This window comes from Lactiplantibacillus sp. ME-2, assembly GCF_022549155.1.
Taxonomy (GTDB): Bacteria; Bacillota; Bacilli; order Lactobacillales; family Lactobacillaceae; genus Lactiplantibacillus; species Lactiplantibacillus plantarum.
In genome coordinates this window covers 121,813-146,852 of sequence record NZ_JAKZEQ010000002.1, presented here as the reverse complement: position 1 = coordinate 146,852, position 25,040 = coordinate 121,813, and the positions used below count along the sequence as shown (strand labels likewise).

Genomic DNA, 25,040 nt, shown 5'->3' with positions numbered 1-25,040 from the left:
CTTGCCAATCAGTTAGCAGCTTAATTTAGTTGTCCAAACTTGTGGGTTCACTTCATTATAAATAATTGTCCCGGCAACTTTTTTCTGCACTAATACTCACCCGCTTTCAATCGATTTAGTGAATCCGAAGTCCAACTCGCTAAATGATTGGCAATTGGTTCAAAGCCAGCATGAACATGCCGATTCGTCCAAAAATGCTTATGCCGAAAAGTCTTGTAGATTTCCAAATCATTGACCGTCGGATGCGGTTGATGCTCGATACAACGTAATGACAAGCTGATTTTTCCAGTATATTCGTCAATATCTAAAATAATAACATCTACGGCTTGACCAACCTTTAGATACTCAGTAATACTTTTAACGTATCCTTCATGACACTCTGAAATGTGAATCAATCCCTGATGCTCACCATCTAAGGTGACAAAAGCACCATATGGTTGAATACCAGTGACTCGTCCGTGTACCCGCATACCAATTCGATAATTGCTCACGATCATACCATCCTTTCTCATTCATTCTATTATTGTCGATAATTCTAATCCCCAATATTATAACCTGAATACAGCGGATTGCAAAATCGTAATTGCAAAAAAAGAAACCCGCAGCTGCAGATTTCTTTCAAACTAACTAATCTTCAATTGTAATTGTTTCGATCACAACATCCTTCACTGGTTTATCCTGCATACCAGTCTCAGTGGCCGCAATCTTATCAACGATATCCATCCCATCACTAACTGCACCAAAAACAGTGTGCCGGAAATCTAGCCAGGGTGTGCCACCATTGCCATACGCAGTCACGATTTCTTCCGGATAACCAGCTTGCTTCATCTGATCACTCATCCCAGCATCTAATTGTGGCTTTTGAACGATAAAGAATTGGCTACCGTTCGTATTAGGACCAGCGTTGGCCATTGATAATGCCCCTCGCAAGTTGAAAACCTCTTTTGAGAATTCATCTTCAAATGGTTTACCCCACAAACTTTCGCCACCCATCCCGGTACCGGTTGGATCGCCACCCTGAATCATAAAATCAGGAATGACCCGGTGGAAGATAATGCCATCGTAGTAACCCTTCTGAGCTAAACCAACAAAGTTTTCAACACTCTTGGGGGCCTGCTTTGGAAATAGTTGAACCTTAATATCACCAAAGTTAGTTTTGATTGTTGCTTTTGGTCCATCGACCTGACTTAAATCTAATTGCGGAAATGCCACAAAATCACCCGTTTTCTATTAAGATTATCTTGATAATACAAGAGAACTCGATTAAATGCTAGCCATTTGTAAGGATTTCTTGCGATTAGCGACTAAGCATAGTATTTCGACTGATTTTCTGGTAACCTAGATAGGATTAATTTCACATTACTTGGAGGTAACCATGAGTTTTTTAATCGATTTTGTGTTGCACATTGACCAACACTTAGTCACCATCGTGAATAGTTTTGGAATCTGGACCTACCTAATTCTCTTTGCCATCATCTTCATTGAGACTGGCGCGGTCATTTTACCATTTCTTCCCGGTGACTCCCTTTTATTTGCAGCTTGCGCACTCGCCGCTAATCCAACCTATGGCTTACATATCTGGACTTTTGTCATTCTCTTCTTGGTGGCAGCTTTGGCGGGCGACTCACTTAACTTCTATATTGGTCATTCCCTAGGAGAACGCCTAACTGAAACATCCTGGTTTGGTAGACTGATCAATCAAAAACAGCTGGCAAAGTCCGAAAAATTCTTCGAAAAACATGGTGGCATCACCGTGACCATCGCACGCTTCATGCCAATCATCCGAACCTTTGTCCCATTTGTAGCTGCCAGTTCGCGAATGAAGTATCAACAATTCATTCGCTACAACGTTATCGGCTGTGTCCTGTGGGTCATTCTCTGTTGTGGTGGTGGCTACTACTTCGGTAATATCCCGTTCGTTAAGGAACACTTTTCGATGGTTGTCATTGGAATCATCCTGGTTTCACTGATTCCAGCTGTCTTCTCTGCTATCCGCGCACGCTTTAGCCATCCAACTGAAAACGAAGATTAATCCAATTATAAAAGGCCGATCAGCTAATAATAGCTGACCGGCCTTTTATAATCTAACTTAAAATGCAGTGTCCACTGTAAATACTCTTCATTAATCCGCTTCACGTAACGCTTGTCTGCCGATACTGAGTAAGTAAAAAAAAGACCACTCAATCAGGATAAACGCTAGAACAAAGCACTGACCGAAGAACGTATCCGGCAAGGCCAAAATGATTCGGTCCAATAGTGGATCGAACAACCAGTCCGAATTGCGAAATAAGATCTTATGGAACATGATAAAGAACTGATCAAAATTGATAGCCATTATAACGGTCACTACTGGTGGTACCCAGAGGGCTGTCTGCATCGGTAATACTAACCGCCACAATTGTCGATCATGTCGTAGTCGCTGCCAAAAAAAATAGACCACAACACTCGTGACGATAAACACACCGTAATCAAGCATAAATAGATTCTTCACATCCGCAAAGTGAACCAACGCACTCGTCGAATCCGTAAAATCGTTCATAGTTAATTTGGGTACCCACGGAAAGTTAAGATATGCTAACAGCTGATAGTAGTTCGTCATCAGCCGTCCCAATGTCAAATTCACAGTTGCGCCTAACTTTTGACCAACCGCATTGGCAAAATACAACCAGCTCGCGTTGATTGTTACAATTATCGTGCCACTCACTAACCATAAGTATAAACTCAGCCACTGAGCCGCATTTTTAAATTTATTTAGCCACACCATCGTCTAGGTCCCATTCGTCCAAAGAATTGATCTCATTAGTTGGTTTGACGGCCTGTTGTGCCACTAGTTCAGGGGTAGAGACACCGGTATACACCAATAAGGAGTCAATCCCAAAGTTAATTGCCGCTGAGATATCCGTCATATAATTGTCACCAACCATCACACAATCGTGCTTATCGAGACCAATCCGGTCGACCGCTTTCTGCATAATAATTGTCTCCGGCTTACCAATGTAAGTTGCACGTTGTTGGGTGGCCCGTTCGACCATCGCAATTACTGAACCAGCACCTGGCACTAGCCCCCGCTCATTTGGAAGATTAGTATCCGCGTTGGTGCCAATGAACTTAGCCCCCCGCTTAATTGCCAGCGTAGCAAGTTCAAATTTATGGTAGGTCGCATCATAGTCTAAACCAACGATTACGAATCTAGGTGTGCGCTCATCGAACTTGAAGCCCTTTTCCAACATTGCACCCTTCAAGCCAAGTTCCCCGATGACGTACATCGTTTTATCACCATCACCTGCAAGGTCATTAACATAGTCTGCAGTCGCTAACGCTGCCGTATAAACATTCGCAGGACTCACATGAATATCATGATTGTTCGCTAAGTTTGCAGCCACATCTTCTGGTGATTTAGTCGTGTTATTCGTGACCAATAAAAAATCAGTCTGACTAGCCTGTAGTCGTTCAATAAACCGTTTAGCAGCAGGAATACGTTCCCGACCACGATAAACTGTTCCATCTAAATCAATTAAATAACCCTTGTACTTACCCAATCAAAATACCTCTCTCTGTTCCTACTTTTGTCGAATCGTAAAGTGGCGTTTACCACTACTCTGCTTCGTTGTTTGCGCTTGCTTACCATTACCGGCCGTAACTTTCGCCGGTTGCCGCCGCTTTTCAGTAAACGGTGCGGCCTTCTGCTTAGTGGTGAAGCTATGAGACTTCCGTCGTTGTTTGCTGCGACTACTGTTACGGTTACTCCGCGCTCGGGATTGCCGACTATTAGTGTTTTTCTTTCCCCGCCGATCATCCTTACGTGAGCGACTGGTACGCTTAGGTTTAATGACCCGTTCGTTTTTAATGATAAAATAGGCGCAACCAAAATTACAATATTCGTACAGATAGTCTTGGACCGCCCCAATCGTCTGTGAGCGCTGGACATCTTTCATATCATCACGGAAAAAACCTTTTAACCGTAACTGTTCAAAACCCCAATCACCGACAATATAATCATATTTATTTAAAATTGAGCTGTAGCGCTCAACGAACTTGTCGAGGTCAAACCCTTGGCGATAATCGTACACGATTTCAAACGGGTGCTTGCTAACTTCAAAGTGGGTCTTATCAGTTCGTAATCCATGATACAAATTGCGCCGCCGTTCCGCTTGTTGTTCAGCTAGTTCATCAATATGTTCGCGATTCACATTGACACCACCTTTCTCTTATTTAACCGGCCATCGACGCATTAAGTAATCGCCAACGACCGTTCTTAACATGGCTTCAAATAATATCTCAGTTCGACCACTGATATTAATGGTCGGGAAAAACGGAATGAATAAATCATGATCTAATAACGCAATCTGGTACGTTTGTTGCCGATTGACCGGCTGACCATTCACTAGTAATGTATGCTGTCCCGTTTTCCACGTGAGGCCCTGGTACTGGATATAACCAAAGACTTGACCACGAAATCCCATTCCTTTAATCGGAAATTTGTTCAAAAACGGGCGAACTAACTCCATCTCATAGACTAAGCGCCACAATGCTTCACCACTTAACGTCACTCGAATAACATGCATCGCGTGAGGTAGCATGGTATGTAAATCATTTCGGTTGACCATGCCTGCGGGAAGATCCCGCATGAACAGGCCACCGTTCAACATACCTAGATCAGTTTTGGCATAGTCCGTAACGGCCGCTAGCCCGAGGGCCGTCAAATCACTTGCATGGTGCCAATGTGGCCGCAGCTGCGTCGGCACCTTCGCAACAACTTGCCGCGTGAGTAACGTTTCACCCTGTTGCTCCCAGCCAGTAATCAACGTTTCATCACCGGCCACAATTGGTAAGCTGGCCGTGGCAACAGTATGCGCCGCGGCCGCTTTAACGTGATGTTGATGATCAATCGTCAGTTCAATTCGCCCAATATACTCACCGTATTTTCCAGCTGCCGCTATCAGGACCCCATTTTTCAGTTCACCGTTCACCAGTAAATGATGCGTATGACTGCCAATAACAACATCGATCACCGGAAACTGTTTTGCTAACCACCGATCGACATTGATACCAAGGTGGGACATCACGATTAAGACATCATATTGCCCTGCATATTGTCGTAACAACTCTGGGAATCGCGTCTTAACACTGGCCGGCGTCCAACCGTTCAACGGGTAAGTCAACGTAAACGGTGCCGTAAATGCCAGCAACAAGACTCGTGTCCCCCGTGCAGTTGTAATGATTTTAGCTGGTAATGCCCACTGCGGCGGTCGTTGCGTTGCAGTATCTGTCAAATTATCGAGAACAACATCAAAGTTGGCGCGGTCATACAACCGGTTTAAGGCCGCGTGCGTTAAACCCAGTCCTTCATTATTGCCAATCGTGACCGCATCATAGCCAATCGCGTTCAATAACGCCACGTTGGCCTGCCCTTGAGTGGCTTCTGAGAGTGGATGGGCACGATCAACCGCGTCGCCGAGGTCAACCGTGATCACATGGCTTCCAGATTGCCGGCGCTGCTCACGTTCGGTTAATAAATACCGTTGAATACGTGGCCAGTTTTCAAAATGCGAATGAATATCATTGGTATGCAGAATCGTGACTTGCTCGTCCACGGTCAATCGCCCCTCAATCGTTGTCTTTGTTAATCCTAAAGCATTCACCAAAGTCGGTCAAGCACTCGCTTACTGGCGCTTGGCAAAATCAATGGCTTTACCGTCAACCATCTGCTCGATCTCGGCCAGTGAAAATGGCGTTCCAAAGGGCACCGGATGGTCCAAGTAATCGACTTCTGGTGTATCGACACCCACGTTGATGTTCTCCTTGACGTTGACGGCATAATGATGAATATGCCCGTGCAAATTGATAATTTGTTTGACGATCCCCATCATCATTGGGTAGTGCGTCATATAGTATTGGCGGTGGTCGTACTTAATCAGTACCCCCACGTCGTGAAATTCAAACTTCGGTTGACCATTCAACTGTGGATCATGAGCAGCCAAATACTTAAAGAAGGCCCGTGAATCATGGTTTCCCTTTATAAAAATGATTTTGCCATTTAACTGTGCTAAGAGTGCAAAAACCCGCTCATAAGACAATTTCGCTGGTCGCGTAAAATACAGCGCAACATCGCCTAAATGATAGACTGTATCCTGATCCGTCACACGGGCATTCCAATGGTCAACAATCGCTTGGTTCATTGTCTCTACATCTGGAAATAGCCGGGGCGCAAAGTCGTTGTCCCCCAACAAATCAGCATGATAAAAATGTGTGTCGGACGTAAAATATTGCATCGTTCAAACCTCTTATTCGTATATTTACATTTGTAACATCAATCGGATGTGTCATGTCTAGCGAATTTCATGACTTTTGCTTGAAAAGCTGACTTATCCGTTCGTCAGCATGTACCCATGTCAGTCATTCGAATCCTATTACGACTGTCAGTCATCATATGGCACACTAACTCGGCAAGTTTATACTAAACAAACCGTTTCCACCGAGTCAAAGCTGACAGTTTTGGCATTTACTGAACAGCACGTATTAATCATGAACCATTTTAAAGAACACCTGACACAACGCGTTAGTCATTTATCATTGTACCGCGCACCGTTCTAAAAGACACTAGAACAGTTTTAAGTTTATTGCTTTGTCAGCACTGGAACCATGTTTTATGACCAACCCATATTCACAAATCTAGCTAATATCGTCAAAAAGTGCACTTAACTGCAATCGGCAGAGTTAAGTGCACTTCATAAATCCCATTAGTTAACCTACTTGATAGCCAATCAGCACTCCTGGTTATTGCTGACTAGTCGTGTGTCCGTTGACGAATTCGGTCACTAACGATCTTGACAATGTATAAGCCAACCACCCAGACCGCTGACACGAGTAACGCGATTAACGTTTCAAACTTCAGACAGAGAACAACAGCGATAAAAGCTAAGAACACTAGAATGAAGTAATCAGATAACGGAAACAGTGGCATCCGGAATTTCACTTTAGCCTGACTGCCCGCTTGACGTCGATACTTGATATGTGCGACGACGATTGCGCCCCAAATAAAGATAAAACAAGTAGTCGATACACTCGCAATCAGCGAGAAGACTTTCCCAGGCATCAGTAAGTTTAGAATTACTGACAACCCAATCACCAGCGTCGAGAACCATAACGCATTGCGGGGAACTTGGCGGGTCGATAGTGTCCCCATTCGTTTGGCAAACTTGCTTTTGCCATCATACGTTAGTGAGAATAACATCCGCCCGGTACTGAATAACGCACTATTACAACTAGAAGCGGCCGCCGTGAGCACTACGAAGTTGATAATCGCAGCCGCTGAACGAATTCCCAAATTGGTGAATACTTGTACGAACGGGCTGTGTGCCGCTGAAAAGTATTGCCACGGGTACATACACATTAGAAAGAATAGTGACCCAACATAAAACAGAATGATCCGCACGGGAATATCATTGATTGCTTTGGGAATCACCGTCTTCGGATCAGCCGTCTCAGAAGCTGTCATGCCGACCATCTCGATCCCAATAAAACTGAACAGGACCATCTGGAAAGAAAGCACTAAGCCTTTGATTCCGTGTGGCATAAAACCGCCATAACTAACCAAATTGGTTAAGCTGGCGTGGCCCACAGGGGTCTTAACGCTAAACAAGACCATGCCAATCCCAACAGCAATTAATGCCAAGATAGCAGCGATCTTAATAATCGCAAACCAAAATTCAGTTTCACCGAACGCTGAGACATTAATAGAATTCAAGCCCAGCAATAAAATCAAGATAATCAGCCCCGGAAGCCATTGCGGTAACTTAGGCCACCAAAACTGCATATACTCACCAGCAGCCGTAATTTCGGCCATCGCAATCGTGATCCAGCAAACCCAATACGTCCATCCAGCCACAAAGCCGGTCTTATCACCTAAGTATTGCTTAATAAAATCAATATAAGAATGCGTATGAAGGTCAGATAACAGTAGTTCACCTAACGCCCGCATTAATAAAAAGCACACTAAACCGGTCACTAAGTATGCGATCAGGATCGCTGGCCCCGCCAAGTGGATAGATTGACCGGCCCCTAAGAACAGTCCGGTCCCAATCGTGCCGCCGATGGCAATTAATTGAACATGGCGGCTTTTTAAGCCTCGCGAGAGTTGTTCCGTCGCAGGCTGTGAATTTTCTTTCGTCATTATCTTTGCACTCCCCTTGAAATTATTATAGCGGCCAAATTCCTAGCATTCAAAAGGCCACGCTTAAGAAAATCACATGATTGGACTATACCATTGTTTGCTAGCGAAATTCATCTTATGTACGCGTAAGCGTTTGCTAACTTGCATGGCTGGGATTCAGCTTTGTTAGTTGACTAAACCAGTGAACGCTCCCGCTACGTGAATAAAGTGAAGGCAACGCATACTAACATGAATAACTTTCACTTCAGCATCTAAAAAAGCACCCGGATTTTCATCCGCGTGCCTCTTTACAACCTTAATCATATTGAAACGATGCTGATCACTGATTCTGAGCCACGCGCTCAACATCGCGGGCAATCATAAGTTCTTCATCAGTAGGAATGAGTAACGTCCGAATCTTCGCATCGGTCGTACTCAGGTCCCGTTCGACACCACTGACTTGATTCTTAGTCGGGTCAATCGCGACGCCAAAGTAGGTCAACCGATCCGCGATTCGTTGTCGCATCCGTGCATCCCGTTCACCGATACCAGCCGTTATCACTAATGCATCCGCACCTTGTAGCTCAGCCAAATAAGCACCGACATACTTAACGATCCGATTGACAAAAATATCAATAGCTAACTGAGCCTGTGAGTCCTCATCATAACGTGCCTCGAGCTCCTGCATATCTGCAGAACCAGCTAGCCCCAGTAAGCCTGACTGCGTATTCAAAATCGTTAACATTTCATCAGGATCGCTAATATTAAGCTTTTTCATGAGATAAGCAACCAGCGACGGATCCACATCGCCCGAGCGCGTTGCCATTGTAATACCAGCTAACGGCGTAAATCCCATCGAGGTATCTAGTGACTGTCCATGATCAATCGCCGTAATCGAACTTCCCGCACCTAAATGCAACGTAATCAGCTTCAACGTTTCGAGCGGTCGGCCCAATAATTTAGCTGCTCGCACCGCGACGTAGCGATGGCTCGTTCCATGAGCGCCAAACTTGCGAGCACCATATCGTTGATAGTAATCATACGGTAACGAGTATAGATAGTTAACCGCCGGCATACTTGCATGAAACGCCGTATCAAAGACAGCGACCGCGGGCACATGTGGTAGTACCCGCTTGAAAGCACGAATACCGACCGCATTAGCCGGATTATGCAATGGCGCATATTCGTCCAGATCCGTAATCTGCTTAAGCACTTGGTCGGTGATTAAAACTGAATCATGGAATTGCTCGCCACCGGCAACGACCCGATGACCGACCCCAGTAATTTCATCATATGAGTCAATAATTCGCAATTTAATTAACTCATCCAAAACGATATTCACGGCAGCCAAATGGTCCGCGACTACGGCTTTCTCTTGGTAATGATGATCAACGCCATAGCGAATATTGACCGGTGAAGTTTTGAATCCAATTCGTTCAACAGCGCCCTGTGCAATCACCCGTTCCTGTGGCATTTCAAATAACTTAAATTTCAACGTCGAACTACCAGCGTTGATGGCAATGGTCTTCCCCAAACGACACACTCCTAGCGAATAATATTCTGGTCGACCCACGCATCAATTTGAGCGGTAAACGCTTGAAAGGCACGTTGATCCTCAAATGATGGAAAGTCGCCTAGTAATACTTTACCTGCTTGGTGGGCCCGTTGTCCATGTTTCTGTAAAACAACAATTGATTTTCGTGATTTTTCATCAAGAAAAAGGTTAGTCGGCAAGTTCAACAGACCTTGGAGGTAAGCCGCAGTGCTCATCCATTTTAACAGTCCTTGAGACTCTTGCGACTGAAAAATCGTCGTTGGAACAAGGAAAACACCCCAGCCGCCCGGTAACAAATGAGCCATCGCTTGCTCCATCATCAAATGATGAATGTAAGAATGACCATTCGTCGCTTTCGTTTGAAAACCTTGGACACGGTCATCCAATGGGTAGTACCCCACTGGCAAATCACCAATTACAACGGTCGTTTTCGGCATGACCAGGGGATCAATTGCGTCTTGATGAAACAACTCCACTGCTGATTGTTGGAGATCCATGCTCATCGCGGCGATTGCCAACTGATTATCATCATTATCGACTCCGTAACCCTGAATCGGACGTGGCCGGTCCGTCTGCAACTGATTTATGACCGTAGTTAATAAGTTACCAGTCCCGACAGCAATATCCAAAATTGACAAATCAGTCGTCGATCCAACTAACTTAGCAATCAAGTATGCCGTTAACAGTCCAATCGAATCTGGTGTCATTTGATGGTTTGGATCAACGTGATCATTATGAATCGCCTTTAGTAAGGCCAACTGAAGCGCACGCCGAATTGTTTCGGCGTCCAATTGTTTTAAGTCGATCGTTTGATAGAGCTTTGTTAAAGCTGCCGTCTGTTCCGGATTTGGCTTGCCATCCTCAACATGTACGGATTGGCTTAATAAATTATCGCCAGTCTCAATGAGCGCATCCACGTAAGAAACGGATAGTTGTTGCATCAAAACTTGAACTGATTGATCTAAGACCTGAAAAAGCGTCTCGGTTTCTGCTTGTGCCAGAATACTCACCCTCCCGCAAAATCTGTAATCCTTAACCATATTACTGATTTTACGCGTTAAGTTCAAGTCACGGGATTCACTCACCAATCAAGGGAGCGAATTATGCTGATAAGGGTGCTCATAGGATTGTAAAATTAAGCGATATAACGTCTGGCGAGACTGAAAATTAACGTATCGTTGGGTTTCAAACGCCCCACCAATTAACAATAAGCTAATCACCGAAAGCAGGATCGTTCCGCGTCGCTTCCTCATCTACCATTGTCCTCCGATCTGGTAACAGTAATTGGGCTTGAAAATGAATCCCCTTATCAGTCGTCATCGTCAGGGTCAAATCATCGGCCACGTGAAATTGCCGAACGCCCTGCATCAGATTGATTTCACCACCACCATAGTGACGCAATCCGATTCGATGTAGGATATGATAATAAGTCAATAAATACTGTTTGCCGGTGACCGTATTAACCAAATGAACGGCTTTTCCCGGCGTCAGACCACCCTCATCGGAAATATGGTCCACCACAAAATGGTGATCTGGATTTTCAAGCTCGTGAAGCATCAAATACCAATCCACTGTTGGCAAATCCACTTGGGTGCGCCGGGCCAAATTGCGCTGCCCCTGAAAAAGCGTCGTCAGCACTACGGCCACGATTGCTAACGACACAACGGCTTCAATTAACGTAAAACCGCGCCGCCTAATCATGTGCTTGCTCCGGTATCCTGGATAATAGCTGCTGACGTTGCCGGTCTTCATATTGTTTTCTGGCCGTCTGAATCGCCTGCAAGGTCTGGCGTTCATGTGACTGCATCATAATCTCTAAACTTTCAAACCCAATCAAACCACCCATCAATAGCCCCAGAGCGGTAATCGTTTCAATCATCAAAAAACCCATTCGCGTCTTTAACATGTGTGACTTTATAGGCCCCCCACCCCATCAAAGCATTCAGTTTGATTTTCTGCTTCGGCTGTAATTGCGACTTGAAAATAACCACTGCTAGCTGTGGATGCCCATTTTTCTGGATTTGAATATCACGACCGCGCTCTGTTTTTAATGTTGCAGGCAGTGGGAGATGCCACTGTGGGCCACTGATAGGCCGCCCCCGCTTGCCACCCCAAGTCACGACTTCCGTGCCACGAAAGCTCACGACCTGGGGCTGACCCGTCACACTAGCGGTTAAGGTCTGTTGCTGCCACATCGTTTGTAACTCCCGCCAGAAAGCCTGTTCCGCATTCTGTTGGCGTTGCCGTGTGGGAAAACGGTGCACAGCAATCACCGCCACACTAGCCACGATCGCCAAGACCGCTACCGTTTCGATTAAGGTAAATCCCTGTCGCTTAACCACCAACTACTTTTTGTGGTTGCGGCCGTACCGGACTAATGCCCTGTGACTTAGCCTGCTTATATTGACCATCGTTAATATATCCCTTGTTCCGAAGTTCTTCTAACATTGCGTCGTCATCCGTGACGGTCTTACCCGTATCATTCGCATACATTTCAGCCTGATTTTGAACAACTTCAGTCAGGGCTTCTTGTTGGCGACCAGCCGCCTGTTTACGTTGTTGATTCAAATTGGGCACCACGATCAACATCAAGAGACTGATGATCGCCAATACGATCACCATTTCAATTAAGGTAAAACCGCGCTGTGGTGCTGCCGTTTTTTTCATCAAGCGTTTCATTAATAATGTCATTTTAAAATCTCCCCCATTGATTGATACATCGGTAATAACAAACTCAAGTATGTGCCGACAACGACGAGTGCAATAATGCCAAACATGATGGGTTGAATCCAACCAATCATCCGGTTCAACTGTCGAATCAAGCGTTCGTACTGCAAAGTTGCAAAGTATAGTAATTCCTGACTTAACTGTTCTGCCGGACTCTCTTTGCCGACCAGTAGCGCTAACTCATCAGGTAATAATCGGTCCTCCTGGATAATTGTGACTAACGAAGTCCCAGTCAGTAACGCCCGTTCGATAACCTGCCCTTGCTGATAAATCAGCGCCTTAGTTTGAAAGTGCTGACTGACTTCACAAATGCCACGAATCCCTAAACCACCAGTCAGCAGCATACCCGCATTAAGGCTTAAATAGTAACCACAGTAGTTTCTGATCAGGGGACCAATCAAGGGGACTTGAGCCAACCACTGATAGCGCCGCCGAATGGGTAATCGGCTAACTTGAAGGCCAACCAGCAATAAGCAAATCACCAAGGTAATGACCGTGATACCGCTAAACCATTGCCAATTCGCGATTGTCCCACTACCATTACCACCATGAGCAAGACTCGGTAAAATCGCAACTTTGACCGTGCCTAAAGTTCCCAGCAGTAGAATTAACAGCAGACAAGGGTACTGTAACAACCGCCGAATTTGGCGTCCCTGTTCAGCACGCGCTCGCATTAATTGACCTGCCTGCATCAAGGTCCGGCGTAATTCACCATGAGTCTCAGCAATTAAGAACTGGTAATACAAGTCCACCGCAATGTATGGACGCAGCGCCATAGACAAATCATCACCCGCGGCTAAACGCCCCAGCGCGGGCTGCAAGGATTGAAAGGCCGGTCCTTCTACATCCAATGTAAATTGAAAGGCTTGCTGAAACGAGAAGCCGTTGCCTAGCAAGTCGGCTAGCGTTTCAAACAGCTTCGCCTGCATAGCAATCGGAAGCCGTTTACGCTTCCTTAAGTTGATTGGCCGTCGCATGATCGAGACGGCCCGCTGCCAATTGTTCATCAATTAACTCCGCCCACCTTTCAGTCATCATTTGCGACGTTTTGGGCATTGCATGCGGTAACACGACCGTATCGAAAATCGTCGCCACGCTGCCATCCGTCACTGGTACGAGGCGCTGATAGGACATTGCAGTTAAAGCCTGCTCCAAAACAGCGGCTTCCACTCCCAATTGCGTCAACCGGGGGATAATCCCGTAGACACCGCGCGCATGAATAGTACTTAAAACTAAGTGACCACTTAGCGCTGCCTGTACCGCAATCCGAGCCGTTTCGGCATCACGAATCTCACCAATAATAAAGACGTCGGGATGGTGGCGTAACCCGACCTTCAGTAAGTCGCCATACGCCATCTGGGCCGGCGCGTTTACTTGTAGTTGTAAAAATTGTGGTTCATAAATTTCAACCGGATCTTCGATCGTCATGACTAGCCGTTGGCCACGAAGCTGCCGCACAAGATCATACATCGTGGAAGTTTTGCCAGAACCCATCGGCCCGGAAAATAAGATCAATCCCGTTCGTCGCATTAATTGACTCAATTGCTGCCGTTGCTGTGGGACCAAATAGCTCAATTTTTGGGCCGAACCTTCATACAACAACCGGACAACCAACGACTCACGGTCCAAAAAGTCGCCAACTGCCGAGATTCGCAAATTTAAAGTTTGCTCTGCCAATGTTAACGTCATCGCCCCTAATTGGGGCCGCCGATGATCACTGATCGCCATGTTACTACGGTATTTGATGTGATTCATCAATTGCTGGGCCAACTCAGTTGTAATCTGAGTAAGTGCCCGCAAACTGCCTGCTGCTTGCACTAACACCTGATACCCTTCTACCGTGGGTAACCAATAAATATCACTGGCACGCTGATTCACGGCTGCCTGAATGATTTCGTTCAACTCTGCTTCAATCACCATTTATCATGGTCACGCTCCTTTCAATCATTAGTTTCGTAACAACGACCACTTTCCACGAAAAAAATGACATTTATTTTGGCATCAAAAAAGCTGTTCCAGAAATATCAAATTATTTCCAGAACAGCTTGTCATCGCATATTTTCATTTGCAATCCTAACATGCGGCGTTATAAGCGCCCCGATATAAACCAATTAAGGCGTTAGGCCCGCTCAGCCGCTTCAATGGCTTCCTTAGTTGGAATCGATGGTTGTGCACCCAATTTTTGAACAGCTAGCGAAGATGCCCGGTTGGCAAACCGTACCGCAGCGGCCAAATTACTAAAGTCTGGCATTAAGACCGAACTGAGTGCACCAATAAAGGTGTCCCCAGCTGCAGTCGTGTCAACGGCCTCAACCTTATAAGCTGGGACGAAGCCGTGCTCAGCACCGCGCATCCAGAAAGCGCCTTTACTCCCAACGGTAATGATCACGTTAGCAACGCCCAGCGCCTGCAACTTCTGTGCGCCCTGAATCATCGATTGCTCATCAGTAATGTGCACGCCAGTCAAGGTTTCCGTCTCAGTTTCGTTAGGAACAATTAAGTCGGTCGTCGCTAGTAATTCTGCGGGCACCGTCGTCGTAGCTGGTGCCGGGTTTAAAATCGTTTTTTGCCCAGCAGCCTGAGCCAATTCAAACCCTCGAATCGTTGCTGCAATCGGCGTTTCAAACTGTGCAATCAAAAAAGTACTAGCGCTAATTGCGGGTTGGGCCCGTTCGACATCTTCGGCCGTAACCTGCTGATTAGTTCCACCATCGATTAAGATACGGTTCTCACTACTACTATCTAACAAGATGAAAGCTGAGCCGGTACTAGCCACATTGCTATGTTGAACATATTGGTCATTAACACCACTATTCGTCAACTGCTGCACCATAAAGGCCCCTTCCTGATCAGTACCAACTTTACCGATAAAAGTCGTTTGGGCACCAGCGCGCGCGGCTGCGATGGCTTGGTTAGCCCCTTTACCCCCACCAGCGACACTCTTACCAGTCAGTGGTAGCGTTTCACCAGGCTTAGGAAAACGCTTGAAACGCAAAATCGAATCAACATTCAAACTACCTAGTACGGTTACTTTATTCATGATTATTCGTCCCTTCAGTATTCAACTGCTCTAATTTTAGCAAACTGGCCTGTTCGACGCACTTGTTTTACTAATATTTTAAGCAATAAAAAACGTGGTTCTTGATTTATCATCAAAGAACCACGTCTTTTCATCATTAATCTGGGTAGTTAGCAGCTTCGTATACTTCTGATACGTCGTCGTTATCTTCCAATTCATCAATCATGTGTTGTAACTTTTCCACTTTATCAGCAGGAACGTCCGTTAAGTTTTCAGGAATCATGGTTAATTCAGCTGTTTCCAACTTGTAACCATTAGCTTCGAGGGCATCACGAACGGCAGCTAATTGTTTAGGATCAGTGTAAATTTCAAACGCTTCGTCGCTTGATTGTAAATCGTCGCCACCAGCATCTAAAACGTCCATCAACATCGTATCTTCGTCGGTATCTAAATCTTCGCGACTGATCACGATGTAACCCTTACGATCAAACATGTAACTAACCGCACCAGTTGCGGCTAAGGCCCCACCATGATGCGTGAACGCTGAACGAACCGCCGCAGCAGTCCGGTTTTTGTTATCAGTTAATGCGTGAACCAGAACGGCGATACCACCAGGGCCGTAGCCTTCGTAAGTAACTTCTTCGTAGTTCTCCGCACCGGAGCCACTACCTTTATCAACCGCCCGTTTAATATTGTCTTTAGGCATGTTGGCAGCTTTGGCCTTATCCATAACTAACCGCAATTGCGCGTTAGAATCTGGATCAGGACCCCCGGCTTTTACAGCCATATAAAGTTCACGGGAAATCTTTTGAAAGACTTTCCCACGTTTAGCATCTTGGGCGTTCTTACGTCCTTGAATGTTATGCCATTTTGAATGTCCTGACATGTGTGACTCCTTCTTTCATATTTATTTTCAGTTTAGTAGATAAACATACGTAAAGTATGATAGCAAAAAAAGCGAGCGATTTCAAGCACTAGAACCAAGGGCGTCCAAGTTCTGCGATTTTTATTGCAAATCTAATGAACCAGTTTCGTTATTGGACTCTCTTTCAGATTTGAAATTTCAGTTTGCTAATGACAACCACAACCACGATAAACTGGTGTTATGGCCGTAAATATGCGTAACCCACAGCTTGCAAGTCCACGATTCGCACCACACCAGCGAGAACGACCGTCACACTGGCAGGAAGTTGGGCCGCAGTCATTTGATGACTCACCATGGCATTATGGCAAGCATCAATCTCAACTTGCGGTAACGTCTGTTGTAATGGCTCCCAGGCACCAGTTGCCAGCGTCGTGATAGCGGGCCCGTTGACCACAACCACCACCGTACTAGTTGGCCGGGCTGCCAAAAAATTCTGCACATTGCTTATGGCCGTTGCGACCTTAGCCGGCTCGTCGACATGGACTACTAAGTTAGTCATTCGCTTGTCCTCCCTCGATCGACCGCAGTTCGAGTGCGCGTAGATAGTGATAGCTACTCAACATGTTAGCGCAGGTCGCATCCGTTTCATCCGGCACTTCATAAATCATGGTAGCGTGCGGGTTGAGGACTGGTAACACCCGCTGCCAGTCAATCAGTCCCTGCCCTAAAGGTAAACTATCGTGCCGCGTCCCCATCGAATCAACCAAATGATAATGTTGAATGAGTGGAGCCAGCCGCTTCAAAGCCAACATGGTCAATTCCATATCACCGTGCAGCGCAATGAAGACGTGGCTCAAATCACAAACCAGCGGATAATGATGCTGAATGATACGCTCATCTAACTGGGGATTACCATACATAAAACTTGCCGTTACCCCATTTTCAATCACGACATGTCCACTCGCCTGACGAACCAAATTATCCAACCGCTCAAAGACCACGTCACGTGCAACCTGCAAGGACTCATACTCATCGATCAAGCGCCCACTGTCGCTACCATAGCCACCGTGTACGAGCACCTTGACATCCAATTCCGTCGCCAACGCAAGTAACTGGGCCGTACTCGTTTGTAGGAATTGGTACGCCGCAGCTTCACGATGTGGATCAAGCAATTGATCAAGATGAACGCCTTGATAACTCATAGGGTGATGAATCACAATTTGCTCGGTGACAGTTGTCTTTACAAATTGGACAGCTGTTTTAAGTGTCTGAAATGCTTCCGGTTCAAAGTCCGTGGCACTCGTAAAAAATTCAAATACTTCGGGCCGGTATTGCAAACGATCCATTAATTGTGCGGGTGCTTGGGACGCCTTCAAGCCTAACTTAATTTTTCCGGGCCGTGGCCGCATTATTAGTTGTGTCATCCGTTTAACTCATCCTTTCACGCATTCCAAAACCAAAAAAGGCTTGGAATAAATATTCCAAACCTAGTATAACGCTATCGTTCTAAATTATGCCAACGTCACTAGCTGGCAGACAACCGAACTTAATCAGCAGACTTGGTTGAGCCCCGCCGAACAATGCCGTATGGCAAGGTGACCGTCTTCTCGTCAAGTTCTTTATCGTTCATCAACTTAGTTAACATCCGCATGGCAACCGCACCAATATCATATAATGGTTGGGTAATCGAGGTAATGGCTGGACGCGTGATTTGGGTAATAATCGTATCATTACTCGTCACAACTTCCAAGTCATCTGGAACGTTGATCCCGGATTCCATACTTGCGTTGATAAGACCAGCCGCCATTTCGTCGTCCCCAACGAATACCGCAGTAGCGCCACTATCCGCAATGACTGGTTGTAACTTCCGCCCAGCATCATATGAGTAGCCCGCTTCATAAACGAGGGCGTCGTCAAACGGAATCTTAGCCTTGGTTAAGGCCCGTTTGTAACCCGTCAGTCGGTATTCAGCGTTGATTGATTGTGACAATGAGCCTAAAGCCAACGCGATCTTCTTGTGACCACGTGCAATTAAGTTAGTGACCACTTCTTCAACAGCTGCAGCGTAGTCGATATTAACGCTTGGCGTTTCATTGTTCGGATCAACCGTCCCAGCTAAAACAACTGGTGCCTTGGCCCGTTTGAATTCAGCCCGGAGCTTGTCATCAATATGGTTACCCATAAAGATGACCCCGTCAACTTGCTTAGCCATCAACGTATTCAACACGTTGACTTCTTGTTCACCCGCATCATCGGAGTTCGTTAAAATGATATTGTACTTGTACATCATCGCAATATCATCAATCCCGCGTGCTAACGCCGCAAAATAAATGTTGGTCACGTCCGGGATGATTACCCCGACCGTAGTTGAACGCTTACTTGCTAACCCTCGTGCAACTGCGTTAGGCCGGTAATCTAACCGTTCGATGACAGCTAGTACCTTTTTACGCGTTGCGGGTTTAACGTTGGGATTACCATTGACGACTCGTGAAACTGTGGCCATTGAAACCGCCGCTTCGCGTGCCACATCATAAATTGTTACTGTTTGTTTTTCCATATAAAAATAGCCCTTTCTTGCTTGGTATCATATGTTTTCATCCGTTTTCATGCAACATCAACCAATATAGCAAAATTACGCTTCCAATGCAACTTAAGATTGTTATTGAAATCGCTTTCATGAAAATAATACCGTACTTGTTTTCAAAATGCAAGATTTACCACACGAAGATTGTTATTTTGGGCTCATTATTCTCAGCTTTTTATCATCAACAGCGCTATACTAGTATTATTATCTATTATTTTATCTAAGGAGTGTTTGAATTGACAGATTATACGAAACTGCAACAAGTCCGTCAATGGACCCAAGACAATCACGTTGACGTGACCTACATCAGTAACTTTCACACAATTTCATATTTGACTGGTTTTGAGAGCAACCCCTACGAACGGACGCTAGCACTGTTTGTTTTCGCGGATGCGGAACCATTTCTCTTTGCACCCGCTCTCGAAGTTGAAGCAATCAAGGAGATGGGCTGGCCTTACAAAGTTTTCGGCTACCTCGACCATGAAGATCCATACGCGCTAATTGCTGATCACATTCACGCACAATTGACTGATCCTAAAGTTTGGGCCCTTGAAACGGGAAACTTGACGTTAGACCGCTTTACCGCGCTCAAACAGCAATTTCCAGCTGCCCACTTCGATAAGGATCTATCACCTTATATTCAGCAATTACGGCTGGTCAAAACAGCTGATGAACTTGAAAAACTAAACATTGCCGGTAAATGGGCCGACTTTGCTTTTGAACAAGGATTTGCTGCTGTCAAGGCGGGTCGCACCGAACAACAGATTGCTGCCGAATTACAGTATGCCTTAATGAAAAAGGGAATTATGGAAATGAGTTTCGACACTTTAGTCCAAGCTGGTGAACATGCCGCCAACCCCCATGGTGCAACTAACGAAACCCAAGTCAAGCCAAATGAATTAGTGCTATTCGACCTCGGCGTCATGTATGAAGGCTATGCTTCTGATGCTTCCCGGACAATTGCTTATGGCCAACCGAGTGCCAAGCAAAAGGAAATCTTTGACGTCTGTCTGGAAGCCAACTTGACTGCTCAGGCAGCCATTAAACCAGGCATGGCAGCCGAAGATGTCGATAAAATCGCACGCGATATCATCACCAAAGCGGGCTATGGCGAATACTTCATTCACCGGTTAGGTCACGGAATCGGCCAAACTGACCACGAATTTCCTTCGATTATGGCTGGTAACCACATGCCACTCGTTGAAGGCATGTGCTTCTCAGTAGAACCTGGAATCTACATTCCCGGCGTAGCTGGTGTTCGAATCGAAGACTGTGGGGTCGTTACTAAGGAAGGCTTTAAGCCATTTACCCATACGCCAAAAGAATTAAAAGTATTAGATCTTTAATTAAAAACGTCAAGAGGGCCGTCACGACATAATCCGTGACGGCCCTCTTTTTTTACCTAGCGTTGACTGGTACTTGCTTTTAGTGTTATTCCGGTAGCGGATGTTCGGTTTCATAATCAGCCACTTCGGCTAACAGTGCCGCCGTCGTTTTCAGTGGCAGCACGTCACAGTCAACCGCGGCTTCACTCCCCGCCTGACTCGCACGCCGATAAACATCAATCTTATGATTGACTTTTTGCAAATTCAACAAGGATTGATGGATTTGCGCTTCAACAGCCTGGCGTTGCTCTTCAAACATTGCTAGCCGTTGATCAATCGTTCCATCCCCATCGGCACACCAACTAATAAATTGTCGAATATCCTCTAACGGCATCCCGGTCTGCTTAAGACAACGAATCAATGCCAGTGAATCCAAGTCTTCATCATTGAAGACCCGGCGGCCCTGCTTATCACGCTTCACAAAGGGCGTTAAGCCCGCCTTATCATAATAGCGCAGTGTATAACTTGAAATACCGGTCTTTTTGGCGACCGCTCCGATTGAATACAATGTGATTCCTCCTCAAAAGCAGATAGGACACCGAGCACTTGCTCAGTGTCCTATCTTATCGCTGTCAGCTTACTTGGCTGGTGACGATTCATCCGTTGTCGATTCATCATCAGACTTCGCAGGTGTTGCGTCCTTAGCAGGTGCTGATTCTGGTACGGGCGCTGAAGTCTTCTCGTCCTCGCCAGCTTTTTGATAAGCAGCTCCACCATCAATGACGATATCTTCATCATCACCTTCATCATCTTCGACCTTAGCTAATTCAGACCGTAAACTATCCGTAGCTTGGTCAAGACTTGAGCCAAAGCTTTCACCCGTTTCCTGCTTAGCGGCTTGATACTGGTCAGCAAAATCGGCCACTTTTCGCTTTGTATCTTCAAATTGTTGCCCAGCTTCAGCCTTGAAGTCTTCAGCAGCATCGTTGGCATAGAACGCATAGTCGATTGCCCGATCCTTAAAATCGGCAATTCCTTGCTGTGCTTTAGCTTTCAATTCAGCCTTTTTATCATCATCCATCTTCATAACGGCGGTAGCAATCGCTGCACCACCTAAAACAACACCTAATAAGAATCCCTTTTTCGACATAATTAAGACTCCTCACTATTATTTTTTGAACGTCGATTACGATAGACATCAAAAGCGGCTTTGCCGACCTTGCTTGCGCTGGAGAACTTGCTCCGCTTCTCATTGTTCTTGCCAATCTTGGCTGTTAAGTCTCGAGTCGCAGCATTTAAGTCAGAGACGCTCTGACCTAAGTCGCCCATCGCTTGAAACGCTGGATCAATTGTTGCAACTTTGCCGTTAACATCCTTTAAGAGTTCATTGGCATTTGCCATGATTTTTTCAGTCTCATGTGACAAGGCGTCAACATCATCCGTAATATTATTTAAACTACGGTTGACTTCCCCCATCGTTTTAGTAATCCGCATTAAGAAAATCCCGATAAAGCATACTAATAATAAGAACGCAATGGCGGCAATGATGCCCGCAATGTGTGTAATCATCCTAAAATTCCTCCTTCAACAGCCATGATATTAAAACTAGCATAGCATTGTCTTTAGTATACCGCAATTAAAAAAGTGCTTACAACATTCGCCCAGTCACATTTGGTCGCAATAACTTGATCACGACTTGGTTGCCCGCGTCAAATCTGATAAACTAGTGAACAGACAACAATAACGAGGGTGAAGATATGTTTAATTCAATTAACCTAGCAGCGGTTGACACACCGACTAAACAAGTTTCGGTGTGGATGAAGTTGGCTAAGAAAATTGACTGGCAACAAATTATTATTAATATTGGCGGCAAGCTACTCGAAATCATTTTATTTATTTTACTATTTTGGGTGATTGATCGGCTAGGAAAACGCCTGATCCACCACTTATTTTTAACGAATGCTAATACCAGTGATACTGCCAATAATCGGATTTCAACGATTTTTACATTATCATTAAATATCTACCATTACGTCATCATGTTTTTTGGCATCTATGCGGTACTTTCAGTGTTAGGTGTTCCCGTGGGGACGTTGATTGCTAGTGCTGGGATTTTCAGTGTGGCGTTAGGTTTAGGCGCCCAAGGCTTCGTCAGTGACATTGTCACCGGGTTCTTCATTCTTCTTGAAGATCAGATTGACGTTGGGGATTACGTCAAAATCGAAACCATTGAGGGGACCGTCTCCGCAATCGGTTTACGGACAACTCAAGTTACGAGTCCCGATGGCACGTTGAACTTTATTCCCAATCGCAAGATTTTAATCATTAGCAACCAGTCGCGTAACGATATGCGCGTGCTGATTGACCTCTACATTCTCACAACGACTCCCGTTCAAGATCTGACTAACGTGGTCCGCGAAACTAATGCCGACCTCGTGCCTCAGTATCCTGATATCATCGGTGAGCCCGACATTCAAGGCGTCACGACACAAGCCGATGGGACGTTGGTCTTCCGAGTACAATTTTACGTCAAAAATGGCATGCAGTTCGCAATTCAGCGCGACTTTTTGGCCGCCTACTTGAACGCGGCCCGAGCAGCGGGAATTCAACTCCCCTCGCCACGTTTAAATATCGCCCCAACGCACAAGTAAGCTCAACCAACACAAGCCCGCACAGCGGTTGCTCAGAAATGAGCGCCACGGTGCGGGCTTGATCTTTCATCTGACAAATTTCTTCAGGTGGGAACCATGACGCACGTTGTTATTGTCAGGAATAGTTTTAGTTATTCCCATTCGCAACCTAACGTGACCAGGCAAAAACTATTGTGCGGTCACAACCAACCATTAATTGCAGCAACGCTCGGCATTCTTGAAACTCAAAAACGTACTGACACGTGTTAGCGCAGTACGTTTTGTAATTTATTTGTGTAACGCATTCCGATGAGTCAAAAAGCCGGTCATCGCATTGACCCCACTCATAATGGCAGCCGTGTGCGGCACCATGTTTTCCGAGTGCAACGAATATGGACTGTCGACCCCTAACCAGAACATTGTCCCTGGAATCTGATGAATCAAATAACCAAAGTCTTCCCCAGTCATTGCTGGTTCCGTTTCAATAAAGTTGACATCATCATCCTCCTGCATGTACTTGATAAAATCAGCAGTGATTGCGTCATTGTTCTCAACGGGATAATAACCACCTTGATTGAGCTTCAAATCGATATTGCAGTCATAGGCGAGCCCAATCCCCTCAGTAATCGTCCGAACCCGCCGCTGAATATGCATGTTCATCTCCTGCGTCAACGCTCGGATCGTCCCGTCAATCTGGGCCTCACCGGCAATCACATTGCCAATCGTGCCAGCAGTAAAGTGACCTAATGTCACCACACCACTTTGAATCGGGTCCACGTTGCGCGCTACAATCGTCTGCAGCTGGGAGACTAACGCCGCACCAGCGACGACCATGTCGTTTGCTTGATGTGGGTAAGCCGCGTGTCCACTTTTACCACTTAAGTGTGCGTGGATCTCACAAGTTCCCGCAAATAACGTGCCCATCCGGCAACCGATCGCTCCAGTTGGTAAATTAGGATTGTCATGGAATGCAAAAATCTCATCTGGCATCCAATCACCATCTAGCGCACCACTTTCGTACAAGCGTTGCCCACCCGAGGCATTTTCCTCAGCCGGCTGGAACATGAAAACCATGTCGGTCGCAGGTCGGTTCTCTGCAAAGTAGCTTAGGATTCCTAGCGCGACTGACATATGAATATCATGGCCACACGCGTGCATGACACCTGGATGGGTCGATGCAAATGGTAAGCCCGTATTTTCAGTAACTGGTAACGCATCGATGTCAGTTCGATAACCGATTCGATAATCATGCTTTAAACCACTGACTTTCACTAAAATCGCCGTATCCAAAGTAGGAATGGTTTTGATTGTCAGCCACTCTTGAGGCATCTTACCAATAATCGACAATAAATAAGCCTGTGTTTCATGTTCTTGTAAGCCGATTTCCGGAATTTGGTGTAAGTGTTGATAAATTGGAATTAGATCGGTTTCCCGTAAGACCATTGTTTATCCCTCCACCATTAAAGATTCCGTAATTCTGCCATTAATTCAGTCTTGCTCTTAGTCTTATCATCAATATCTTTCAACTTACGAGCAGGAACCCCACCGACTACGGTGTTAGGAGCGACGTCTTCAATGACGATCGCACCCGCAGCCACAACGGCACCCTTACCAACATGCACGCCTTCAAGTACGGCCGCATTGGCACCGATCAGCACGTCGTCATCGATTTGAACTGGTTTAGCCGAAGGTGGCTCTACCACGCCAGCTAACACAGTACCAGCGCCAATATGACAGTTCTTACCAACAATTGCGCGACCACCAAGAATGGCACCCATGTCAATCATCGAGCCTTCACCGATTTCGGCACCAATGTTGATCACCGCACCCATCATGATAACGGCATTATCACCAATCAATACTTGGTCACGAATAATCGCACCGGGTTCGATCCGCGCATTGTATTGCTTCAAATCTGCCATTGGTACGGCTGAATTGCGCGCGTCATTTTCTAATTCATAATCTTCGATATTTGCAGCGTTAGCCTTTAAGAACGGTTCAACATCCGCCCAGTCACCGAATAATACCCCAGCGTTGCCACTGAAGAAAGTTTTGATGCCTGCTGGAACGTTTAATTGGTCTAAAGCACCCTTCACGTATACTTTTACGGGTGTTTTCTTTTTCGCACTGCCAATGTAGTTAATAATTGATTGTGCATCTAATTTTGCCATCGGAGACCCTCC

Annotated in this window: 29 protein-coding genes; 3 read left to right on the top strand and 26 right to left on the bottom strand. The window is 45.8% G+C overall.

The window, feature by feature from the left end:
* Window positions 1–89: 89 nt before the first annotated feature.
* Both MMY95_RS01425 and MMY95_RS01420 read right to left on the bottom strand, forming a co-directional pair.
* Window positions 90–497 (bottom strand): CvfD/Ygs/GSP13 family RNA-binding post-transcriptional regulator, encoded by a 408-nt coding sequence (locus tag MMY95_RS01425; RefSeq protein ID WP_003644624.1) that lies wholly within the window; start codon window positions 495–497, stop codon window positions 90–92.
* A 130-nt stretch (window positions 498–627) separates the two neighbouring features.
* Complete coding sequence (locus MMY95_RS01420) at window positions 628–1,212, bottom strand: peptidylprolyl isomerase (RefSeq protein WP_104795811.1); 585 nt, start codon at window positions 1,210–1,212, stop codon at window positions 628–630.
* Window positions 1,213–1,375: 163 nt separating this feature from the next.
* Here MMY95_RS01420 and MMY95_RS01415 point away from each other — a divergent pair, with 163 nt between their 5' ends.
* Window positions 1,376–2,032 carry a VTT domain-containing protein gene (locus MMY95_RS01415; protein ID WP_003641563.1) on the top strand — a complete coding sequence of 219 codons (657 nt, stop codon included), beginning with the start codon at window positions 1,376–1,378 and terminating at the stop codon, window positions 2,030–2,032.
* 90 nt (window positions 2,033–2,122) lie between these two features.
* Here MMY95_RS01415 and MMY95_RS01410 read toward each other — a convergent pair whose 3' ends face one another.
* The 19 genes from MMY95_RS01410 to ccpA all read right to left on the bottom strand — a co-directional run bounded on the left by MMY95_RS01410 (window position 2,123) and on the right by ccpA (window position 18,875).
* Window positions 2,123–2,764, bottom strand: a complete 642-nt coding sequence (locus tag MMY95_RS01410; protein WP_053267792.1) for a TIGR01906 family membrane protein — start codon at window positions 2,762–2,764, stop codon at window positions 2,123–2,125.
* Window positions 2,748–3,539, bottom strand: a complete 792-nt coding sequence (locus MMY95_RS01405) for a TIGR01457 family HAD-type hydrolase (protein WP_003641561.1) — start codon at window positions 3,537–3,539, stop codon at window positions 2,748–2,750. The genes MMY95_RS01410 and MMY95_RS01405 overlap by 17 nt, the downstream gene beginning before the upstream one ends.
* Window positions 3,540–3,560: 21 nt before the next feature.
* Window positions 3,561–4,190 carry a YutD family protein gene (locus tag MMY95_RS01400; RefSeq protein WP_003641560.1) on the bottom strand — a complete coding sequence of 210 codons (630 nt, stop codon included), beginning with the start codon at window positions 4,188–4,190 and terminating at the stop codon, window positions 3,561–3,563.
* An 18-nt stretch (window positions 4,191–4,208) separates the two neighbouring features.
* Complete coding sequence (locus MMY95_RS01395; RefSeq protein WP_241277462.1) at window positions 4,209–5,594, bottom strand: bifunctional UDP-sugar hydrolase/5'-nucleotidase; 1,386 nt, start codon at window positions 5,592–5,594, stop codon at window positions 4,209–4,211.
* 69 nt (window positions 5,595–5,663) lie between these two features.
* The gene (locus tag MMY95_RS01390) at window positions 5,664–6,272 is read right to left on the bottom strand and encodes a metallophosphoesterase (RefSeq protein WP_003641558.1); all 609 of its coding nucleotides are present in this window, start codon (window positions 6,270–6,272) and stop codon (window positions 5,664–5,666) included.
* Between the two features lie 515 nt (window positions 6,273–6,787).
* The gene (locus tag MMY95_RS01385; RefSeq protein ID WP_015825719.1) at window positions 6,788–8,173 is read right to left on the bottom strand and encodes an amino acid permease; all 1,386 of its coding nucleotides are present in this window, start codon (window positions 8,171–8,173) and stop codon (window positions 6,788–6,790) included.
* Between the two features lie 319 nt (window positions 8,174–8,492).
* On the bottom strand, window positions 8,493–9,686 hold the full coding sequence (locus MMY95_RS01380; RefSeq protein ID WP_053267791.1) for an acetate kinase: 1,194 nt from the start codon (window positions 9,684–9,686) through the stop codon (window positions 8,493–8,495).
* Window positions 9,687–9,697: 11 nt separating this feature from the next.
* Window positions 9,698–10,747, bottom strand: coding sequence for a class I SAM-dependent methyltransferase (locus tag MMY95_RS01375; RefSeq protein WP_053267800.1), 1,050 nt, complete (start codon window positions 10,745–10,747; stop codon window positions 9,698–9,700).
* Window positions 10,748–10,919: 172 nt separating this feature from the next.
* On the bottom strand, window positions 10,920–11,408 hold the full coding sequence (locus tag MMY95_RS01370) for a prepilin-type N-terminal cleavage/methylation domain-containing protein (RefSeq protein WP_003641552.1): 489 nt from the start codon (window positions 11,406–11,408) through the stop codon (window positions 10,920–10,922).
* Window positions 11,401–11,586 carry a hypothetical protein gene (locus MMY95_RS01365; protein ID WP_003641551.1) on the bottom strand — a complete coding sequence of 62 codons (186 nt, stop codon included), beginning with the start codon at window positions 11,584–11,586 and terminating at the stop codon, window positions 11,401–11,403. Before MMY95_RS01365 ends, MMY95_RS01370 begins: the two co-directional genes overlap by 8 nt.
* Window positions 11,579–12,052, bottom strand: a complete 474-nt coding sequence (locus MMY95_RS01360; RefSeq protein ID WP_003644628.1) for a type II secretion system protein — start codon at window positions 12,050–12,052, stop codon at window positions 11,579–11,581. The genes MMY95_RS01365 and MMY95_RS01360 overlap by 8 nt, the downstream gene beginning before the upstream one ends.
* Window positions 12,042–12,398, bottom strand: coding sequence for a competence type IV pilus major pilin ComGC (gene comGC, locus MMY95_RS01355; RefSeq protein WP_003641549.1), 357 nt, complete (start codon window positions 12,396–12,398; stop codon window positions 12,042–12,044). Before comGC ends, MMY95_RS01360 begins: the two co-directional genes overlap by 11 nt.
* On the bottom strand, window positions 12,395–13,441 hold the full coding sequence (locus tag MMY95_RS01350; protein WP_053267790.1) for a type II secretion system F family protein: 1,047 nt from the start codon (window positions 13,439–13,441) through the stop codon (window positions 12,395–12,397). The genes comGC and MMY95_RS01350 overlap by 4 nt, the downstream gene beginning before the upstream one ends.
* Window positions 13,380–14,354 carry a competence type IV pilus ATPase ComGA gene (gene comGA / locus MMY95_RS01345; RefSeq protein WP_053267789.1) on the bottom strand — a complete coding sequence of 325 codons (975 nt, stop codon included), beginning with the start codon at window positions 14,352–14,354 and terminating at the stop codon, window positions 13,380–13,382. Before comGA ends, MMY95_RS01350 begins: the two co-directional genes overlap by 62 nt.
* Before the next feature lie 199 nt (window positions 14,355–14,553).
* On the bottom strand, window positions 14,554–15,474 hold the full coding sequence (rbsK, locus tag MMY95_RS01340; protein WP_053267788.1) for a ribokinase: 921 nt from the start codon (window positions 15,472–15,474) through the stop codon (window positions 14,554–14,556).
* Window positions 15,475–15,610: 136 nt separating this feature from the next.
* The gene (locus MMY95_RS01335; RefSeq protein WP_003641545.1) at window positions 15,611–16,339 is read right to left on the bottom strand and encodes a YebC/PmpR family DNA-binding transcriptional regulator; all 729 of its coding nucleotides are present in this window, start codon (window positions 16,337–16,339) and stop codon (window positions 15,611–15,613) included.
* A gap of 217 nt (window positions 16,340–16,556) precedes the next feature.
* Window positions 16,557–16,877: a DsrE family protein gene (locus tag MMY95_RS01330; RefSeq protein ID WP_053267787.1), complete on the bottom strand. Its 321-nt coding sequence runs from the start codon at window positions 16,875–16,877 to the stop codon at window positions 16,557–16,559.
* A complete protein-coding gene (locus MMY95_RS01325; RefSeq protein ID WP_053267786.1) occupies window positions 16,870–17,742 on the bottom strand; it encodes a TIM barrel protein in 873 nt (290 codons plus the stop codon). Before MMY95_RS01325 ends, MMY95_RS01330 begins: the two co-directional genes overlap by 8 nt.
* A 122-nt stretch (window positions 17,743–17,864) precedes the next feature.
* Window positions 17,865–18,875 carry a catabolite control protein A gene (ccpA, locus tag MMY95_RS01320; RefSeq protein WP_003641542.1) on the bottom strand — a complete coding sequence of 337 codons (1,011 nt, stop codon included), beginning with the start codon at window positions 18,873–18,875 and terminating at the stop codon, window positions 17,865–17,867.
* Between the two features lie 263 nt (window positions 18,876–19,138).
* Here ccpA and MMY95_RS01315 point away from each other — a divergent pair, with 263 nt between their 5' ends.
* Window positions 19,139–20,248 (top strand): Xaa-Pro peptidase family protein, encoded by a 1,110-nt coding sequence (locus MMY95_RS01315; protein ID WP_003644630.1) that lies wholly within the window; start codon window positions 19,139–19,141, stop codon window positions 20,246–20,248.
* Window positions 20,249–20,333: 85 nt separating this feature from the next.
* On the opposite strand, the gene MMY95_RS01310 is transcribed toward MMY95_RS01315, so the two are convergent.
* The 3 genes from MMY95_RS01310 to MMY95_RS01300 form a co-directional block, all read right to left on the bottom strand.
* The gene (locus MMY95_RS01310) at window positions 20,334–20,795 is read right to left on the bottom strand and encodes a MerR family transcriptional regulator (RefSeq protein WP_003641539.1); all 462 of its coding nucleotides are present in this window, start codon (window positions 20,793–20,795) and stop codon (window positions 20,334–20,336) included.
* Between the two features lie 69 nt (window positions 20,796–20,864).
* A complete protein-coding gene (locus tag MMY95_RS01305) occupies window positions 20,865–21,377 on the bottom strand; it encodes a YtxH domain-containing protein (protein WP_003641538.1) in 513 nt (170 codons plus the stop codon).
* A 2-nt stretch (window positions 21,378–21,379) separates the two neighbouring features.
* Window positions 21,380–21,796 (bottom strand): DUF948 domain-containing protein, encoded by a 417-nt coding sequence (locus tag MMY95_RS01300; protein ID WP_003641537.1) that lies wholly within the window; start codon window positions 21,794–21,796, stop codon window positions 21,380–21,382.
* Window positions 21,797–21,984: 188 nt separating this feature from the next.
* Here MMY95_RS01300 and MMY95_RS01295 point away from each other — a divergent pair, with 188 nt between their 5' ends.
* On the top strand, window positions 21,985–22,878 hold the full coding sequence (locus tag MMY95_RS01295; RefSeq protein WP_003641536.1) for a mechanosensitive ion channel family protein: 894 nt from the start codon (window positions 21,985–21,987) through the stop codon (window positions 22,876–22,878).
* Window positions 22,879–23,145: 267 nt separating this feature from the next.
* Here the strand turns inward: MMY95_RS01295 and MMY95_RS01290 are convergent, their stop codons facing one another.
* Entirely contained in the window at window positions 23,146–24,300 is a 1,155-nt protein-coding gene (locus MMY95_RS01290) for an N-acetyldiaminopimelate deacetylase (RefSeq protein ID WP_053267785.1), read from the bottom strand.
* A 17-nt stretch (window positions 24,301–24,317) separates the two neighbouring features.
* A complete protein-coding gene (gene dapD / locus MMY95_RS01285; RefSeq protein WP_003641534.1) occupies window positions 24,318–25,028 on the bottom strand; it encodes a 2,3,4,5-tetrahydropyridine-2,6-dicarboxylate N-acetyltransferase in 711 nt (236 codons plus the stop codon).
* Window positions 25,029–25,040: the final 12 nt, after the last annotated feature.

Coding starts and splice junctions, on each gene's coding strand:
- MMY95_RS01425 (WP_003644624.1), bottom strand. CDS start 497: ATGATCGTGAGCAATTATCGAATTGGTATGCGGGTACACGGACGAGTC.
- MMY95_RS01415 (WP_003641563.1), top strand. CDS start 1,376: ATGAGTTTTTTAATCGATTTTGTGTTGCACATTGACCAACACTTAGTC.
- MMY95_RS01410 (WP_053267792.1), bottom strand. CDS start 2,764: ATGGTGTGGCTAAATAAATTTAAAAATGCGGCTCAGTGGCTGAGTTTA.
- MMY95_RS01390 (WP_003641558.1), bottom strand. CDS start 6,272: ATGCAATATTTTACGTCCGACACACATTTTTATCATGCTGATTTGTTG.
- MMY95_RS01385 (WP_015825719.1), bottom strand. CDS start 8,173: ATGACGAAAGAAAATTCACAGCCTGCGACGGAACAACTCTCGCGAGGC.
- MMY95_RS01375 (WP_053267800.1), bottom strand. CDS start 10,747: ATGGTTAAGGATTACAGATTTTGCGGGAGGGTGAGTATTCTGGCACAA.
- MMY95_RS01370 (WP_003641552.1), bottom strand. CDS start 11,408: ATGATTAGGCGGCGCGGTTTTACGTTAATTGAAGCCGTTGTGTCGTTA.
- MMY95_RS01365 (WP_003641551.1), bottom strand. CDS start 11,586: ATGATTGAAACGATTACCGCTCTGGGGCTATTGATGGGTGGTTTGATT.
- comGC (WP_003641549.1), bottom strand. CDS start 12,398: ATGACATTATTAATGAAACGCTTGATGAAAAAAACGGCAGCACCACAG.
- MMY95_RS01350 (WP_053267790.1), bottom strand. CDS start 13,441: ATGAACAATTGGCAGCGGGCCGTCTCGATCATGCGACGGCCAATCAAC.
- comGA (WP_053267789.1), bottom strand. CDS start 14,354: ATGGTGATTGAAGCAGAGTTGAACGAAATCATTCAGGCAGCCGTGAAT.
- rbsK (WP_053267788.1), bottom strand. CDS start 15,474: ATGAATAAAGTAACCGTACTAGGTAGTTTGAATGTTGATTCGATTTTG.
- MMY95_RS01335 (WP_003641545.1), bottom strand. CDS start 16,339: ATGTCAGGACATTCAAAATGGCATAACATTCAAGGACGTAAGAACGCC.
- MMY95_RS01330 (WP_053267787.1), bottom strand. CDS start 16,877: ATGACTAACTTAGTAGTCCATGTCGACGAGCCGGCTAAGGTCGCAACG.
- MMY95_RS01325 (WP_053267786.1), bottom strand. CDS start 17,742: ATGACACAACTAATAATGCGGCCACGGCCCGGAAAAATTAAGTTAGGC.
- ccpA (WP_003641542.1), bottom strand. CDS start 18,875: ATGGAAAAACAAACAGTAACAATTTATGATGTGGCACGCGAAGCGGCG.
- MMY95_RS01305 (WP_003641538.1), bottom strand. CDS start 21,377: ATGTCGAAAAAGGGATTCTTATTAGGTGTTGTTTTAGGTGGTGCAGCG.
- MMY95_RS01300 (WP_003641537.1), bottom strand. CDS start 21,796: ATGATTACACACATTGCGGGCATCATTGCCGCCATTGCGTTCTTATTA.
- MMY95_RS01295 (WP_003641536.1), top strand. CDS start 21,985: ATGTTTAATTCAATTAACCTAGCAGCGGTTGACACACCGACTAAACAA.
- MMY95_RS01290 (WP_053267785.1), bottom strand. CDS start 24,300: ATGGTCTTACGGGAAACCGATCTAATTCCAATTTATCAACACTTACAC.
- dapD (WP_003641534.1), bottom strand. CDS start 25,028: ATGGCAAAATTAGATGCACAATCAATTATTAACTACATTGGCAGTGCG.